Raw genomic sequence first — 14,110 nt, 5'->3', positions numbered from 1 at the left:
CCCCGGAGAAATAACCCTCGGTCCCGTCTATCACGAGAGAGAACGGGGTCAGACCTCGAAGTGGAGGACGCCGTCGTCGGTGATGACCTGGTCGACGAGCGTCATCGGCGTGGCGTCGTAGGCGGGGTTCTCGATGTAGACGTTCTCGACGGGTTCCAGCGACACCTCCGCCGAGGAGCGAATCTCGTTCTCGAAGACGAAGCCGCTCTCGACCACCTTCGCGCCCGACCCGACGACGGTGACGGGCACGTCGAGTTCGTTGGCAGTGGCGGCGATGGGGAACGTGCCGACGCGGTTGTACAGGGTGTTGCCGACGATGCAGTCCATCCCCACGACGACCCGGTCGCACTTTTCGAGGAAGATGCCCGCCGCGCCGTCGACGAGAAGGTGCGGTTCGACCCGGTCGATGTCCGCGAGCGTCCGCGCCGACTTCCGTCCGAGGTAGCGCGGACGGGCCTCCGTCACGTAGGCGGTGAGGTTCGTCCCGGCCGACGCGGCGCCCTTGACGGCGTCGAGCACCGTCGAGGAGTAGTCGTGCGTGAGGAACGTCTCGCCGTCCGCGAACGTATCCGCGGCGTGGGCGGCCGCGCGGGACTTCCCCTGTTCGACGTCGTCGACGACCCGTTCGATGGACTCCTCGGTGAGCGCCTTCGCCTCCTCGACCGACGACGCCTCCCCCTTCACCCGGTCGACGATCTCCTGCATCGCGTTGTACAGGGACGCGTGCGACGGATTCGCACGCTTCAGCGCGCCCACGTTGCGTTCGAGGTCGCGTTCGAACTCCTCGACCGTCGCGTGGTCGCGGTCGAGGAGGTCCGTCAGCGCGCGCGCGGCTTTGATGGCGACGACCGAGGAACTGTGCGTCTGCATCTCCCTGATTTCCTCTATCGTGTCGTCAATCATACCCGCAGGTCACGGAGTCGGGACAAAGAGTTTCCGGGCATCGCCCGCGGGCGATTTGCGGACGCGGCGCGCGGACTCAGTCGTCGGCGTCCACCGCCGCCTCCGGTGGGGTGCCGCCGTCCCCGGCGTCCGTCCGCTTCGCGTAGAGGAAGACGGCGACGGCGGTGAGAATCCAGATGACCGCCCCGACCCGGACGGCGAAGGAGACGCGCGCGGCCCACGTCGGGAGGTCGTAGGCGACCGAGAGGGCGGCGACGGTGGGCGACCCGGTGAGGATGGTGACGACAAACGTCGTCTGCATCACCCACCCGTAGTCGACTCCGTCGGGGTTGGTCCGTTCGACGCGTGACACGGTGTAGCCCTTCGGGGCGAGCGAGTAATGCGTGCCGGTTTCCGCGCCTCAGCAGTCGGCGGATTTCGAGACGGGTTCGCGCGGAATCGGTATCTCGCGGAGCGTCGACGTCGACCCGTCGGCGTGGTACTCGACGTCGAACGCGACCCGGGGGCCGGGTTCGACGAGGAAGTCCTGAAATCCGAAGGCGATACCGCCCAGGACGGCGGCCAGAAGGACGACGACGAGGAGCATCAGCGTCCCCCGAGAACGGGGGGAGACGCCGCGGTCCGTCGTCCGCGCGAGCGGGGACATCGAGCTGTCAGTCACGCTCATCCAACATAACGAGTTCATTGAATGAGTGACAACGGGACGCTTAACACGGAAAGCGGAGTCGGATAGGGCATGACGACGGTACGCGACGTGCGCGAGATGGCGGGCGCGACGCCCATCACGATGCTGACCGCCTACGACGCGACGACCGCCCGAGTGGCGAACGACGCGGGTATCGACGTGCTCCTCGTCGGCGACAGCGTCGGCAACACCGACCTCGGCTACGAGTCGACGCTCCCGGTCACCGTCGACGAGATAGCGTCGCGGACGGCGGCCGTCGCGCGCGGCGCCGACGACGCCCTCGTCGTCGCCGACATGCCCTTCCTCTCCGTCGGCGTCGACGACGCCGAGAGCGTTCGGAACTGCGGTCGGATGCTGAAGGAGGCCGAGGCCGACGCGGTGAAGTTGGAGTCCGGCCCCCGCACGGTCGACCTCACGGAACGACTCGTCGAACTCGGCGTTCCCGTGATGGCGCACCTCGGCCTCACGCCCCAACGGGTGAAGGAGACGGGCTACGGCCGGCAGGGGACGACTCGCGACGAGGCCCACGAGATACTCGATTTGGCCCGCAGACACGAGGACGCCGGGGCGTTCGCCCTGGTGCTCGAACACGTCCCCGCCAACCTCGCCGCGCAGGTGACCGACGCGCTCTCGATTCCCACCATCGGCATCGGCGCGGGCGGGGACTGCGACGGGCAGGTGCTCGTCGTCGACGACGTCCTCGGTCTCTCCGAGCGGTCGCCGCCGTTCTCGAAGCAGTTCGGCGACCTCAGAAGCGAGATGCTCGACGCCGTCTCGGAGTACCGCGAGGCGGTCGAGTCCGGCGAGTTCCCGGCCGAGGAGCACGGCCACACCGCCGACGAACTGGACGAGTTGTACTAGCCTCCTACTCCACTCGCCGCTCCGCGAAGTCGCTGACGGCGGCGTTGAACGCCTCCGGTCGCTCCAGCATCGCGAGGTGGGCGGCGCCCTCGACGACGCCGAGTTCGCAGTCCGGCATCTCCTCGGCGAGGTACTCGTGGTAGCGCCGCGGCGTGAGCCGGTCGTGTTCGCCGACCAGCGCCAGCGCCGGCGTCGAAATCTCTCCGAGGTCCTCGCGCACGTCGAACGCGTGGCAGGTGCGGAAGTCGCGTTCGGTGACGGCGCGACCGACCGACCGCATCGCCTCCCGCGAGAACTCGACGTACTCGCTGTCCGGGTCGGCGAACAGCAGTTCGGGCTGGTGGAGGAACTCCACGGCGCGGTCGAAGTCCTCCGAGAGCCACCGCAGCAGGTCGTCGAGAACCCGCAACCTCGCGCCCGTGCCCGCGAGGACGAGGCCGTCGAGCGGAATCTCGCGTTCGAGGGCGACGGTGAGCGCCACGGCGCCGCCGAGCGAGTTGCCGACCAGCACCGACGCGCCCGTCGCCTCGGCGACGGCGACGACGTCGTCCGCGTACGCCGACAGCGCCTCGTACCCCGAGTCGGCGTTCACGTCGCCGCTCTCGCCGTGTCCGCTCAGGTCGAGGGCGGCGACGGGCGTCTCGTCGGCGAGGCGGAACTGGGACTTCCAGACGGCGTGCGTCCCCCCGCTGCCGTGGACGAACAGGAGCGTCGGTCCGGTCCCCCCGCGGTCGGTGACCCGGTACGCCGTCTCCCGGCCGTGGTGCGTGACGGTATCCATAGCCACCGTTGACGCCGGCCGCTGATAAAGGCCCGCGCGGGACCCGCACACCGCTCGGCCGTGAACCACAATACGACCGTTCAGTCGGGAAGCGGCTGCCGTACCCCGATTCTTCGACGAAACATTTATATTCTTTCGCAGATTACCTATGGTTAGGTCCCAACATGAGTACGCAACAGTTCGCCGGCGGAGACGAGCGGTTCCTCCGCCGCTACGAGTACGAGAACGAGTGGGTCATCGCCGCCGACACGGGCGCGTTCGACGGCGACGTGAGCGTCGACGTGGTCGGAACGACCGCCATCGTCGTCGCCGAATCGGGCGATACAATTACCGAGACGGAATTCGAACTCCCCGGTGAGGACGTAGCGGTCGCCACGAACAACGGCGTACTCACCATCACCGTTCAAAAATGAAACTCATCGTCAAACCACTGAAGCAGAAGGACGCCGGACGCGGACTCGCGGCTATCGACCGCGAGGCCGCCGAAGAGCTCGGTTTAGAGGGCGGCGACTACATCCGCATCGACGGCGACGGCGGCACCGCCATCGCGCGCGTGTGGCCGGGCTACCCCGAGGACCGCGAGACGGGCGTCATCCGCATCGACGGCCGACTCCGCCAGCAGGCGAACGTCGGCATCGACGACCGCGTGCAGGTCGAGCGCGCGGACGTCAAGCCCGCCAAGACGGTCTCCATCGCGCTCCCGCAGAACCTCCGCATCGGCGGCAACGTCGGGACGTACATCCGCGATAAGCTCTCGGGTCAGCCCGTCACGAAGGGCCAGAGCATCCAGCTTCCCCTCGGGTTCGGCTTCATGACCTCCTCGAACCAGTCGGTCCCGGTGAAGGTCGCCTCCACGCAGCCGCAGGGGACGGTCGTCATCACCGACTCCACGGAGGTCCAGATCAGCCAGAAGCCCGCCGAGGAGATTCACGGCTCCGGCGAGGGCGGCAGCGGCGAGGGCCCGTCGGTCACCTACGAGGACATCGGCGGCCTCGACCGCGAACTGGAGCAGGTCAGAGAGATGATCGAGCTCCCGATGCGCCACCCGGAACTGTTCAAGCGCCTCGGCATCGAACCGCCGAAGGGTGTGCTCCTGCACGGCCCGCCGGGCACCGGGAAGACGCTCATCGCCAAGGCCGTCGCCAACGAGATAGACGCCAGCTTCCACACCATCTCCGGCCCGGAGATCATGTCGAAGTACTACGGCGAATCGGAGGAGCAGCTCCGCGAGATATTCGAGGAGGCCGAGGAGAGCGCCCCCGCCATCGTCTTCATCGACGAGATAGACTCCATCGCGCCGAAGCGCGGTGAAGCGGGCGGCGACGTGGAGCGACGCGTCGTCGCGCAGTTGCTCAGCCTGATGGACGGGCTCGACGAACGCGGCGAGGTCGTCGTCATCGGCGCGACCAACCGCGTCGACGCCATCGACCCCGCCCTCCGCCGCGGCGGCCGGTTCGACCGCGAGATCGAAATCGGCGTGCCGGACCGCGAGGGCCGCAAGGAGATACTGCAGGTCCACACGCGCAGCATGCCCACCGCCGAGGGCGTCGACCTCGACGAGTACGCCGACATCACGCACGGCTTCGTCGGCGCCGACGTCGAGAGCCTCGCCAAGGAGGCCGCGATGAACGCCCTGCGGCGCATCCGCCCGCAGTTGGACCTCGACTCCGACGAGATAGACACCGAGGTGCTGGAGTCCTTAGAGGTCCGCGACGACGACTTCAAGGACGCGATGAAGGGCATCGAGCCCTCCGCGCTCCGCGAGGTGTTCGTCGAAGTCCCCGACGTGACGTGGGAGGACGTGGGCGGCCTCGAAGCCACCAAAGAGCGCCTCCGCGAGACCATCCAGTGGCCGCTGGAGTACCCCGAGGTGTTCGAGCAGATGGACATGCAGTCCGCCAAGGGCGTGATGCTGTACGGCCCGCCGGGGACGGGGAAGACCCTGCTCGCGAAGGCCGTCGCCAACGAGTCCGAGTCCAACTTCATCTCCGTGAAGGGGCCGGAACTGCTCAACAAGTACGTCGGCGAGTCCGAGAAGGGCGTCCGCGAGATATTCAAGAAGGCACGCGAGAACGCCCCGACGGTGGTGTTCTTCGACGAGATAGACTCCATCGCCACCGAACGCGGTCGTAACTCGGGCGACTCGGGCGTCTCCGAGCGCGTCGTCTCGCAACTCCTGACCGAACTCGACGGCCTCGAATCGCTCGAGGACGTGGTCGTCATCGCGACGACGAACCGACCCGACCTCATCGACTCGGCCCTGCTCCGCCCCGGCCGACTCGACCGGCACGTCCACGTGCCGGTGCCCGACGAGGAGGCCCGTCGCGCCATCTTCGGCGTCCACACCGAGCACAAACCGCTCGCGGACGACGTCGACCTCGACAAACTCGCGCGGAAGACGGAGGGCTACGTCGGCGCCGACATCGAGGCGGTCTGCCGCGAGGCGTCGATGGCCGCCAGCCGCGAGTTCATCCGCAGCGTGAGTCGCGAGGAGGTCACGGAGTCCATCGGCAACGTTCGCGTCACGATGGAGCACTTCGAGACGGCCCTCGACGAGGTTCCCCCGAGCGTCACGGAGGAGACGCGCCGCCGCTACGAGGAGATCGAAGAGCGGTTCCAGAAGAGCGACGTGGAGCGCGAACCCGAGGCCGAGGTCGGCCGGACGTTCCAGTAAGGGACGCTACCCCTCGAACTCGAAGCCGTACCGCGCTCGCCGCCGTTCGACGCCGTTTTTCCCCGACGATTCGACCGGCCGACCGACGACCTTTTAGCGCACCCCACCGCTACGTAGAGATACGTTCTCCCGGGAAGAGACGAAATCCACCAGTTGAGAGTTTATTTTACCGGAAATACGGTGTGTTCGGCGAGCGATTCGACGAACCGACCGACGGGGGCGACCGAATCCACCGAATTCGAACGTCGGGCGGAAACCCCGCGTCGGCGCCTTACGCGCCCGCTTCGTCGAGGTCCGAGAGAATCTGCTCGGCGTGTCCCTCCGGGGAGACGCCTTCGTAGGCGAACGCTATCTCTCCGTCCGGTCCGACGACGTACGTGTTGCGGAAGACGCCGTCGAAGGTGTCGCCGAACATGTTCTTCTCGCCGTAGGAGTCGTACGCCGAGGCGACCGACCCGTCCTCGTCGGAGAGGAGGGGGAACGGCAGGTCGTGGTCGTCCTCGAACGCCTTGAGGTCCGAGATGGGGTCGTCGCTGATTCCGAGGACGGTGACGCCGCGGTCTCCGAACTCGTCGTAGGCGTCGCGGAACTCGCAGGCCTCGGTGGTGCACCCCGGCGTGTTCGCGCGGGGGTAGAAGTAGACGACGACGTACTCGCCCTCGAACTCCGAGAGCGACACCGTCTCGCCGTCCTGATTCTCCAACTCGAAATCCGGCGCCTCGTCGCCGACGCTGAGCATGTCTCGTCCGTCGGCCGGGAGCGTCAAAACGGCGCCGGTCGCGGCGAAGCGGTCGGGCGGGTCGGGTCGGACTGGTCGGGCCGACAGATTCGGGACCGAGGTCAGTCGAGCCGTTCGGCCGCGCCGCGTTCGACGAGGGGACCGGCGTTCGTCGCCGGCAGGGTGACCACGTCCTCCGTGGCGAGGTCGTACTCGCGTTCGTCGACGCCGAGTATCTGTCCCACGTCGCGGGTGATGCGGAGGGTGACGCGGTCGGTGTCCGCGTCGGCGTCGCCCGCCGCGTCGTCAGGTTCCGGTTCGGTCTCAGAATCCGCCTCGTTACCGTCCCCGTCGCCGGCGACGGCGTCCGCCTCGGTCGCGGGACGGTCGGCGGCCGCCTGCCGTGAGTCGGCGGGCGCGTCCGGGGCGTCGCTCTCGACGTCCCTCCCCGTCGAAGCGGCGTCCGTGGCGCCCTCCGCGCCCGCCCCCTCCGCTCCGTCGGCGTCCGTCCCGCCGCCCATCGCGTCCGCGAGCACGTCGCCCGACCCGCCCGTCGGCGCGTCGGGGCTCACGTCCGGCGGGGTCGGGGGCGCGTCGTCGGCCGGGTCGGCGGCCGTCTCCTCGCCCGTCCCGCGGGTCGCGGAGGACCCGTCGGCCGGGTCCGCCACGTCCGCCTCCGGCGTCGGCCCCTCGCCGGCCGGTCCGACGGGGTCGGCGGAGACAGCGTCGGAGTCGGAGTCGGACGCCGCGCCGGAGCGTTTGCCCGCGAGGACGTCCAGAACGGTCTCGCGGTTCCGCTTGATGCGGTCGACCAACCCGTCGAACAGGTTCCGCTCCTCGGCGGTGAGGCCGTTGGTGTCGGCGCTCATGTCCGCCGCGGCGAAGGAGGCGAGTTTGACCACCTTGCCGACGCGGCGTTCGTAGACGGCCTCGACGACGTCTTCGGCGGTCTCTATCTCGTCCGTGAGACGACCGACCTCGGGGTCGGAGAACGGGTCGTCCGCGCGGTCGGCGGCCCGTTTCCGCTCGGCCTTCTGCTGTGCGATGTAGTCGGCCACGTCCTCGTAGAACGAGTCCCGGAGATGCTGGAGGCTGTCCTTCTGCCGTTCCGTCCGTCGGACGCTCCGTAACTCGTCTAAATCCATTATCTGATCTTCTCCGCGCGCCCTCGGGCCATGAGAAAGACTCCGAGGCACTCTTCCAGAGACTGGTCGCCTTCGCTAAGTGTAAAACTATCGCCGTCGAACTCGACCGGCCCCGGGTCCGTCACGCGGACGTCGATGTCGTTCCCGCGGAACCGGTCGACGACGGCGTCTTCGAGCGGTTCGAAGCCGTCGACCTCGTCGCGGTCGAGCGCCTTCACCCGCAGCGACGACCCGCCGTGGAGGCTCCCCGGCAGGCGGATGAGCCGCTTCGTGTCCGTCGTCACCGGTTCGTCGATGGGCGCCGTCTCCGCCTCGACGGCCTCGCGCGCCAGGGCGTCCACGAGGATTCGCGTCCCCGGACCGCCGGCCTCGACGTTACCCTCGCGGATGGCGTCGAAGTTGTCGTGAATCTGTCCGAGGATAGTCTGTGCGCGCCCCTCGCCGATACCCTGTAGTTCCTGCAGTCGCTCCAGCGCCGACGCCTCGTCCATCTCGCGGAGGTCGGAGGCGAGCGTCAGAAGCCTGTCGTGCACGCGCGCGCCCCACCCGCCGCGGCGGCGGAGGACGCGCCGGGTCGTCCCGCGGTTCGACTCCGTGCCGACCAGACCCTCCACGTCGAGGTCGATGGCGCGGACGTAGTCGACGATTTCGCGGCGCGCCTCGCTGTCGAGTCCGCGCACCGATTCGTCGCGCACGTGAACGTGGTAGCCGCGGCCGCCGGAGAAGACGACCTGCGTCTCCCGGAAGTCGAAGTCCTCGTCCAGGAAGTCCAGAAGCTTCAGCAGGTCCTCCTTGCAGGCCGCGAGCATCTCCGCGTACGGGGTCGTCTCGGGGTCGACGCCCGGCAGGTGGTCGGCGTCCAGGTCGAACACGAGGTCGGCCGACCGCCAGCCCTTCTCGTCCATCGTCCCCGCGCCGGGGTCGTCGAATCGCGCCGAGGAGAAGTAGACGTGCCGGGGGGCCGTCCGCGCGAGGAAGTCGCTCACGTCCCCGAGGTCGAGGATGGACTGGTGGCGGACCATCGTCGTCCCGCCGGCGCTCCACGGGATGTACCCCCACTCGCGCCGCTCCGAGGCGGGCGGGAGGGAGACGGCCGCACGGCGGTAGTAGTCGCCGAACCGCCCCTCCAGGTACTCCCGCGTTCGTGCCTCCATAGCTCTGCGGTGATAACGAAGGCGGGAGTAAAGCGGTTGCGTCTTCGTCGGGGCGGACGCCCGCCGGGTCCGGACGGCCCGCCGAACGAACCGAGCCGTTCGAACGAACGACGAACTCGATAACCAACAATTGGTAAGCGTTATGGCCGAGAGCTCCTTATCCCCGTCCGTGTGGTCGTGCGGTTCCGGCGCGGTCCGAATCGGACCGCGTTCGCGGTGTCTCGACGTTCTCGAATAGTGACAACCAGATTACTACAACTCCCGTAGTTACTGCTACCAAAACTATAAATAATCCTGATTCTAACAGTACTGACTGTAATGGTTGATACTGATTCATCCGAAGGTAGGCGGAAGCTCAGCGGCGTTTCGCGACGACGCTTCGTGAAGGCGGCCGGGGCCTCCGGTGTTGCTGTCGGTCTGGCGGGTTGCATCAGCAGCACGAACGGCGGCGACGGTGAGGGCACCGAGGGCGGCAGCGGCGGCGGGACCGGTTCCGGAAACGGCAACGGCGAGCAGATCGACACCTCCGCGCCGTCCGAAGATATCACCATCCAGTGGGCGGCGGACTCCCGCGCGGCGGACAACGCCGACGCGCTGAGGCAGGCGCTCCGAGACGCCGGTCTCCCGGACAGCATCTCCGTGGAGATTCTCTCCGGGTCGCAGGTGACGGACAACCGGCAGAGCCAGTATCAGACGTGGCTCAACGGCGGCCGCGAGGAGCCCGCGCTCCTGATGATGGACAGCGGGTGGACGATTCCGTTCATCGCGCGCGAGCAGATCCAGAACCTCTCGGCGGCGCTGCCCTCCGAGTGGATTTCGGAGGTCGAGGACACGTACTTCCAGGCCAGCGTCCAGACGGCGCAGAGCCCGGACTCCGGCGACCTGTACGGCATCCCGCTGTTCCCGGACTTCCCGACCGTCCAGTACCGGAAAGACCTCGTCGAGCAGGCGGGTTACGACCCCGAGGGCGAGAACTGGGCGACCGAGTCGATGCAGTGGCAGGCGTTCTCCGAGATGGTCGCCGACGTCCAACAGCAGAACGACCTCCAGTTCGGCTTCAACTTCCAGGCCAGCGTCTACGAGGGGCTGTCCTGCTGTGACTTCAACGAGTTCATGACCTCGTGGGGCGGCGCCTACTTCGGGTCGCACGACAACCTGTTCGGCCCCGTCGGCGACCGACCCATCACCGTCGAGGAGGAGGGAGTGCTCCAGTCCATCCGGATGATTCGCTCGTTCATCCACGGCGAGGGCCCCGACCAGCACGGGTTGGAAGGCTACCAGAACATCTCGCCGGACGCGGTGCTCCAGTGGGTGGAGGACCCCTCGATGGCCCCCTTCGCGAACGGCAACGCCGTGGCGCTCCGCAACTGGCCGTACGCCATCGCGCAGAACGGCTCCGAGGAGTACTTCGGCGAGGACCTCGGCGTGATGCCCATCCCGTACGGCGTCACCCAGGAGGAAGCGCAGTACGAGGGTACGGGCGGTCCCGTGGCGGCCCTCGGCGGCTGGCACATCACGATGAACCCGAACTCGAGCTCCCAGCAGAAGAGCGCCGCGGCGCAGGTCATGCGCGCCATGATGTCCGAGGACTTCCAGCTTCGGATGTTCGAGGTCATGGGCTGGATTCCCCCGCGCCCGGAACTGCTGCAGTCCGACCGCGCGAGCCAGGTCCCGGTCATGGGCCGCTACGTCGAACAGCTCCGCGTGGCCGGCGAGAACGCGGTGCCGCGCCCGGTGACGGTCGTCTGGCCGCAGCAGTCCGACCGCATCGCCAGCGAAGTCAACGCGGCGTACGCCCAGAACAAGACGCCCGAGCAAGCGATGTCCGACCTCAAGAGCTCGCTCGAACAGATCGAACAGAGCGTCTGACGGGGCAATACGCTTAACAACACCGAACATCATCGTTTATCATGAGTACAGAACAGGATTCTTCGGGGAGTATCCGTGACAGCGAGCGCTCCGGGGCAGGCCTCTCCATCGTCCGGCGCATGGAGATGTTGTCGGAGGCGCAGTACGCGTATCTGCTGTTGATACCGGCGCTACTGCTGTTGCTCGTCATCGCGATCTACCCCCTCCTTTCGACGTTCAGGATGTCTCTGTTCGCCGACCGACTCACGGGCGCGGCGCGCCTCGGTGAGTTCGTCGGCCTACAGAACTACGTACAGCTACTGACCGGTCAGAAAGACCCGCTGCTCCCGGCGAACTTCCTGCCGGGGTTCTCCTCGTCGTTCCCGTACGTCACGAACGTGCTCGGGAGCGCGCTGATGGTGACGCTTATCTTCACGGTGGTGAGCGTCATCTTCGAGACCATCGTCGGCTTCGGGCAGGCGCTCGTCCTCAACCAGGACTTCCGCGGCCGCCGCTGGGTCCGCGTCGCCATCATCATCCCGTGGGCGGTGCCCATCGTCATCCAGGGGATGATCTTCTACCTGCTGTTCCAGCCGAACATCGGCTTCCTCGTCGGGAACGCGCAGAACCCGGCGATTCTCAACCAACTCGGTCTCATCGGGACGACGCCGCTGGCCAGCACGCAGGACTCGCTGTTCCTCATCGTCGTCGCCGACGTGTGGAAGACGTCGGCGTTCATGGCGCTTCTCATCCTCGCGGGACTGCAGAGCATCGACCGCTCGCTGTACGACGTGGCGAAAGTCGCGGGCGCGTCGAACTGGCAGCAGTTCAAGATGATAACGTTCCCCCTCATCCTGCCGACGGTGCTGGTGGCGATGCTGTTCCGCACCATCGCGTCGATGCGGGTGTACGGCATCATCGAGACGATGTCGGGATGCGCCGTCGTTCCGTCGCTGTCGTGTATGGTCGTTCAGACGTTCAACGCACCGCTGTACGGCACGTCGGCCACCATCGCGTTCGTCACCGCGGCCATCATCGGCGTCGTCGTCTCGGTGTACATCGTGAAGTTCGCGAGCGCGGAGGGAGGCTTCTGATATGTCGAGAGAGACTATGACCGACGGCGGGACGGCCAACGAGAGCGAGAACCCGTTCCGCGGCGACGCGGAGATGAAACGCGGACCGCTCGGCCGCTGGGTCGACCGGTCCATCCAGAGCCCCGAGCGGGTGTACAAAGCGATGTTCTACGTCGCCACGGTGTTCTTCGTCGTGACGACGCTGTTCCCGTTCTACTGGCTGTTCGTGCTGGCGCTGACGCCCGACCGGCTCATCTCCAACATGGGGCTGCTGCCGAAGGGGTTCAACGTCGAGGTGTTCGTCACCATGTTCCAGCGGGTGCCGTTCCACTACTTCATGTTCAACAGTTTCGTGCTCGCCATCACGACGACCATCATCGTCCTCCTGTTGGCGAGCCTCGCGGGCTACGTCTTCGGACGGCTGACGTTCCCCGGTAAGGGAGCGCTCATGCTGGCGATTCTCGCCATCTCGTACTTCCCGCCGGCGGCGTTCCTGCTGCCGCTGTTCGAGCTGTTCACCGGCGGTCTCGACATCGTGATGGGTCCGGTGACGGTGTCCTCACCCGACCTGTTCAACACGCCCGTCCCGATGGTGTTGCCGTTCAGCGCGCTGTTCATGCCGCTGTCCATCTTCATCCTCACGACGTTCTACGGGCAGATTCCGGACGGATTGGAGGACGCGGCGCGCGTCGAGGGGACGACCCGACTCGGCGCGCTGTTCCGCGTCATCATCCCGCTGTCGGCGCCCGGCGTCGCCACGGCGGGCGTGCTCACGTTCATCAGCGTGTACAACGAGTTCTTCTTCTCGTTCCTGATGAACAACGGGCAGGCGGACAGTTGGGCGCCCATCGTCGCGGGCATCCTCCAGTACCAGGGGCAGTTCGACACGCCGTACAACCTGATGGCGGCGGCGAGCATCGTCGGGGTTCTCCCCGTCGCGATTCTCGTCATCATCGCGCAGGAACGAATCGTCAGCGGACTCACCGCGGGAGCACTCAAGGAGTAAACCAATGGGAGAAGTTACACTCGAAGACGTGACGAAACGATACGAAGACGTAACGGCGGTCGACGAGATGAACCTCGAGATTCGGGACGGGGAGTTCGTCTGCCTCGTCGGACCCTCGGGGTGCGGCAAGTCGACCACGATGGAGATGATAGCCGGCCTGACGATGCCCTCCGACGGCGAGGTGTTCATCAGCGGCCGGCGCGTGACGAACCTGCCGCCGAAGGACCGCGGGGTGGCGATGGTGTTCCAGAACATCGCGCTGTTCCCGCACATGGACGTCTACGACAACGTCTCCTTCGGCCTGCGCCTCCGCAAGTACGACCAAGAGGAGATAGACCGCCGCGTCGAACGCGCGGCCGACATCGTCCAGTTGGAGGGGATGCTCGACCGGATGCCCGACGAGATGTCCGGCGGACAGCGTCAGCGCGTCGCCATCGCTCGGGCCATCGTCCGGAACCCCGAAGTGTTCCTGATGGACGAACCGCTCGCGAATCTGGACGCCAAACTCCGCGTCCACATGCGTACGGAACTCCAGCGCCTGCACAAGGAACTGGACACGACCATCGTCTACGTGACGCACGACCAGGCGGAGGCGATGACGATGAGCGACAGAATCGCCGTCATCGACTCCGGTCAACTCCAGCAGATAGACCCGCCGCTGGTCTGCTACAACGAGCCCTCGAACCTGTTCGTCGCGGGCTTCATCGGCTCTCCGGCGATGAACTTCGTCGACGGCGAGATAACCGAGAACGGGTTCAGAAACGAGCGGATCGAAGTCGACTTCGACCCCGCTTCCGTCGGCGCCACCGTCGGCGACGAGGTGACGCTGGGAATCCGCCCCGAAGACGTCTACCCGGTGGACGACACCAACGGTCTCGGCACGCCGACGAAGGAGATAGAGGCCGTCACCGACGTCCTCGAACCGATGGGCGACGAGATATTCGTCTACCTCCTCCTCAACGAGGACGCGACGGTGAGCCTCGACGAGGACGCCCGCGGCGCGATGTCCGACCAACTGCTGATGAGCGTCGACCCCGACTCCGACATCTCCGAGGACGAGTCGATGTCCGTCGTCCTCGACCGCTCGAAGGTCCACCTGTTCGACACCGAGACGGGCGAGGCGATTCAGCACGGCCTCACCACGGCGCCGCCCTCGGGCGCCGACAGCGGCGCGTCCGCCGAGAGCGACGACTAGTCTCGCAGTCGCCTCCGCGGCCGTTTCGCGAGGATTCGGAGTTCTGCATGGGACCTAAGTGCCGCCA

At 66.9% G+C, this 14,110-nt stretch carries 14 protein-coding genes; 7 read left to right on the top strand and 7 right to left on the bottom strand.

The genetic code is table 11. The annotated features are described in order from the left end of the window. Positions 1-48 precede the first annotated feature (48 nt). The 3 genes from NDI79_RS10815 to NDI79_RS10805 form a co-directional block, all read right to left on the bottom strand. The gene (locus tag NDI79_RS10815; protein ID WP_310928474.1) at positions 49-903 is read right to left on the bottom strand and encodes an eIF2B alpha/beta/delta subunit family protein; all 855 of its coding nucleotides are present in this window, start codon (positions 901-903) and stop codon (positions 49-51) included. 76 nt (positions 904-979) lie between these two features. Continuing rightward, positions 980-1,255: a DUF5822 domain-containing protein gene (locus NDI79_RS10810; RefSeq protein ID WP_310924138.1), complete on the bottom strand. Its 276-nt coding sequence runs from the start codon at positions 1,253-1,255 to the stop codon at positions 980-982. 48 nt (positions 1,256-1,303) lie between these two features. Continuing rightward, a complete protein-coding gene (locus NDI79_RS10805; protein ID WP_310928473.1) occupies positions 1,304-1,549 on the bottom strand; it encodes a type IV pilin domain-containing protein in 246 nt (81 codons plus the stop codon). Between the two features lie 90 nt (positions 1,550-1,639). Here NDI79_RS10805 and panB point away from each other — a divergent pair, with 90 nt between their 5' ends. After that, on the top strand, positions 1,640-2,449 hold the full coding sequence (gene panB, locus NDI79_RS10800) for a 3-methyl-2-oxobutanoate hydroxymethyltransferase (RefSeq protein ID WP_310928472.1): 810 nt from the start codon (positions 1,640-1,642) through the stop codon (positions 2,447-2,449). A 4-nt stretch (positions 2,450-2,453) separates the two neighbouring features. Here panB and NDI79_RS10795 read toward each other — a convergent pair whose 3' ends face one another. Beyond that, a complete protein-coding gene (locus NDI79_RS10795; protein WP_310928471.1) occupies positions 2,454-3,230 on the bottom strand; it encodes an alpha/beta fold hydrolase in 777 nt (258 codons plus the stop codon). Positions 3,231-3,394: 164 nt separating this feature from the next. Here NDI79_RS10795 and NDI79_RS10790 point away from each other — a divergent pair, with 164 nt between their 5' ends. Both NDI79_RS10790 and NDI79_RS10785 read left to right on the top strand, forming a co-directional pair. Then, entirely contained in the window at positions 3,395-3,643 is a 249-nt protein-coding gene (locus NDI79_RS10790; protein WP_310928470.1) for an Hsp20/alpha crystallin family protein, read from the top strand. Further along, complete coding sequence (locus tag NDI79_RS10785) at positions 3,640-5,904, top strand: CDC48 family AAA ATPase (protein WP_310928469.1); 2,265 nt, start codon at positions 3,640-3,642, stop codon at positions 5,902-5,904. The genes NDI79_RS10790 and NDI79_RS10785 overlap by 4 nt, the downstream gene beginning before the upstream one ends. 271 nt (positions 5,905-6,175) lie before the next feature. Here the strand turns inward: NDI79_RS10785 and bcp are convergent, their stop codons facing one another. The 3 genes from bcp to priS all read right to left on the bottom strand — a co-directional run bounded on the left by bcp (position 6,176) and on the right by priS (position 8,921). Further along, positions 6,176-6,643 (bottom strand): thioredoxin-dependent thiol peroxidase, encoded by a 468-nt coding sequence (gene bcp, locus NDI79_RS10780; protein WP_310928468.1) that lies wholly within the window; start codon positions 6,641-6,643, stop codon positions 6,176-6,178. Between the two features lie 101 nt (positions 6,644-6,744). Next, complete coding sequence (locus tag NDI79_RS10775; RefSeq protein ID WP_310928467.1) at positions 6,745-7,767, bottom strand: DNA replication complex subunit Gins51; 1,023 nt, start codon at positions 7,765-7,767, stop codon at positions 6,745-6,747. Beyond that, positions 7,767-8,921 (bottom strand): DNA primase small subunit PriS, encoded by a 1,155-nt coding sequence (gene priS / locus NDI79_RS10770; RefSeq protein WP_310928466.1) that lies wholly within the window; start codon positions 8,919-8,921, stop codon positions 7,767-7,769. Before priS ends, NDI79_RS10775 begins: the two co-directional genes overlap by 1 nt. A gap of 318 nt (positions 8,922-9,239) precedes the next feature. Here priS and NDI79_RS10765 point away from each other — a divergent pair, with 318 nt between their 5' ends. The 4 genes from NDI79_RS10765 to NDI79_RS10750 all read left to right on the top strand — a co-directional run bounded on the left by NDI79_RS10765 (position 9,240) and on the right by NDI79_RS10750 (position 14,043). Further along, the gene (locus tag NDI79_RS10765) at positions 9,240-10,790 is read left to right on the top strand and encodes a substrate-binding domain-containing protein (RefSeq protein WP_310928465.1); all 1,551 of its coding nucleotides are present in this window, start codon (positions 9,240-9,242) and stop codon (positions 10,788-10,790) included. A 119-nt stretch (positions 10,791-10,909) separates the two neighbouring features. Beyond that, a complete protein-coding gene (locus NDI79_RS10760; protein ID WP_310928728.1) occupies positions 10,910-11,863 on the top strand; it encodes a carbohydrate ABC transporter permease in 954 nt (317 codons plus the stop codon). A 16-nt stretch (positions 11,864-11,879) separates the two neighbouring features. Further along, positions 11,880-12,848, top strand: a complete 969-nt coding sequence (locus tag NDI79_RS10755) for a carbohydrate ABC transporter permease (protein ID WP_310928727.1) — start codon at positions 11,880-11,882, stop codon at positions 12,846-12,848. Positions 12,849-12,852: 4 nt separating this feature from the next. Then, positions 12,853-14,043, top strand: coding sequence for an ABC transporter ATP-binding protein (locus NDI79_RS10750; RefSeq protein WP_310928464.1), 1,191 nt, complete (start codon positions 12,853-12,855; stop codon positions 14,041-14,043). Positions 14,044-14,110: the final 67 nt, after the last annotated feature.

The organism is Halogeometricum sp. S3BR5-2 (genome assembly GCF_031624635.1).
In the GTDB taxonomy this organism is placed as follows: domain Archaea; phylum Halobacteriota; class Halobacteria; order Halobacteriales; family Haloferacaceae; genus Halogeometricum; species Halogeometricum luteum.
Note: the sequence above shows the minus strand (reverse complement) of the source record. Positions and strands in the feature narration are given on the sequence as shown.

Bases quoted from the DNA above. Each gene is read 5' to 3' on its own strand.
- NDI79_RS10815 (WP_310928474.1), bottom strand. From the start codon at position 903: ATGATTGACGACACGATAGAGGAAATCAGGGAGATGCAGACGCACAGT.
- NDI79_RS10805 (WP_310928473.1), bottom strand. From the start codon at position 1,549: ATGTCCCCGCTCGCGCGGACGACGGACCGCGGCGTCTCCCCCCGTTCT.
- panB (WP_310928472.1), top strand. From the start codon at position 1,640: ATGACGACGGTACGCGACGTGCGCGAGATGGCGGGCGCGACGCCCATC.
- NDI79_RS10795 (WP_310928471.1), bottom strand. From the start codon at position 3,230: ATGGATACCGTCACGCACCACGGCCGGGAGACGGCGTACCGGGTCACC.
- NDI79_RS10790 (WP_310928470.1), top strand. From the start codon at position 3,395: ATGAGTACGCAACAGTTCGCCGGCGGAGACGAGCGGTTCCTCCGCCGC.
- NDI79_RS10785 (WP_310928469.1), top strand. From the start codon at position 3,640: ATGAAACTCATCGTCAAACCACTGAAGCAGAAGGACGCCGGACGCGGA.
- bcp (WP_310928468.1), bottom strand. From the start codon at position 6,643: ATGCTCAGCGTCGGCGACGAGGCGCCGGATTTCGAGTTGGAGAATCAG.
- NDI79_RS10775 (WP_310928467.1), bottom strand. From the start codon at position 7,767: ATGGATTTAGACGAGTTACGGAGCGTCCGACGGACGGAACGGCAGAAG.
- priS (WP_310928466.1), bottom strand. From the start codon at position 8,921: ATGGAGGCACGAACGCGGGAGTACCTGGAGGGGCGGTTCGGCGACTAC.
- NDI79_RS10765 (WP_310928465.1), top strand. From the start codon at position 9,240: ATGGTTGATACTGATTCATCCGAAGGTAGGCGGAAGCTCAGCGGCGTT.
- NDI79_RS10760 (WP_310928728.1), top strand. From the start codon at position 10,910: ATGGAGATGTTGTCGGAGGCGCAGTACGCGTATCTGCTGTTGATACCG.
- NDI79_RS10755 (WP_310928727.1), top strand. From the start codon at position 11,880: ATGACCGACGGCGGGACGGCCAACGAGAGCGAGAACCCGTTCCGCGGC.
- NDI79_RS10750 (WP_310928464.1), top strand. From the start codon at position 12,853: ATGGGAGAAGTTACACTCGAAGACGTGACGAAACGATACGAAGACGTA.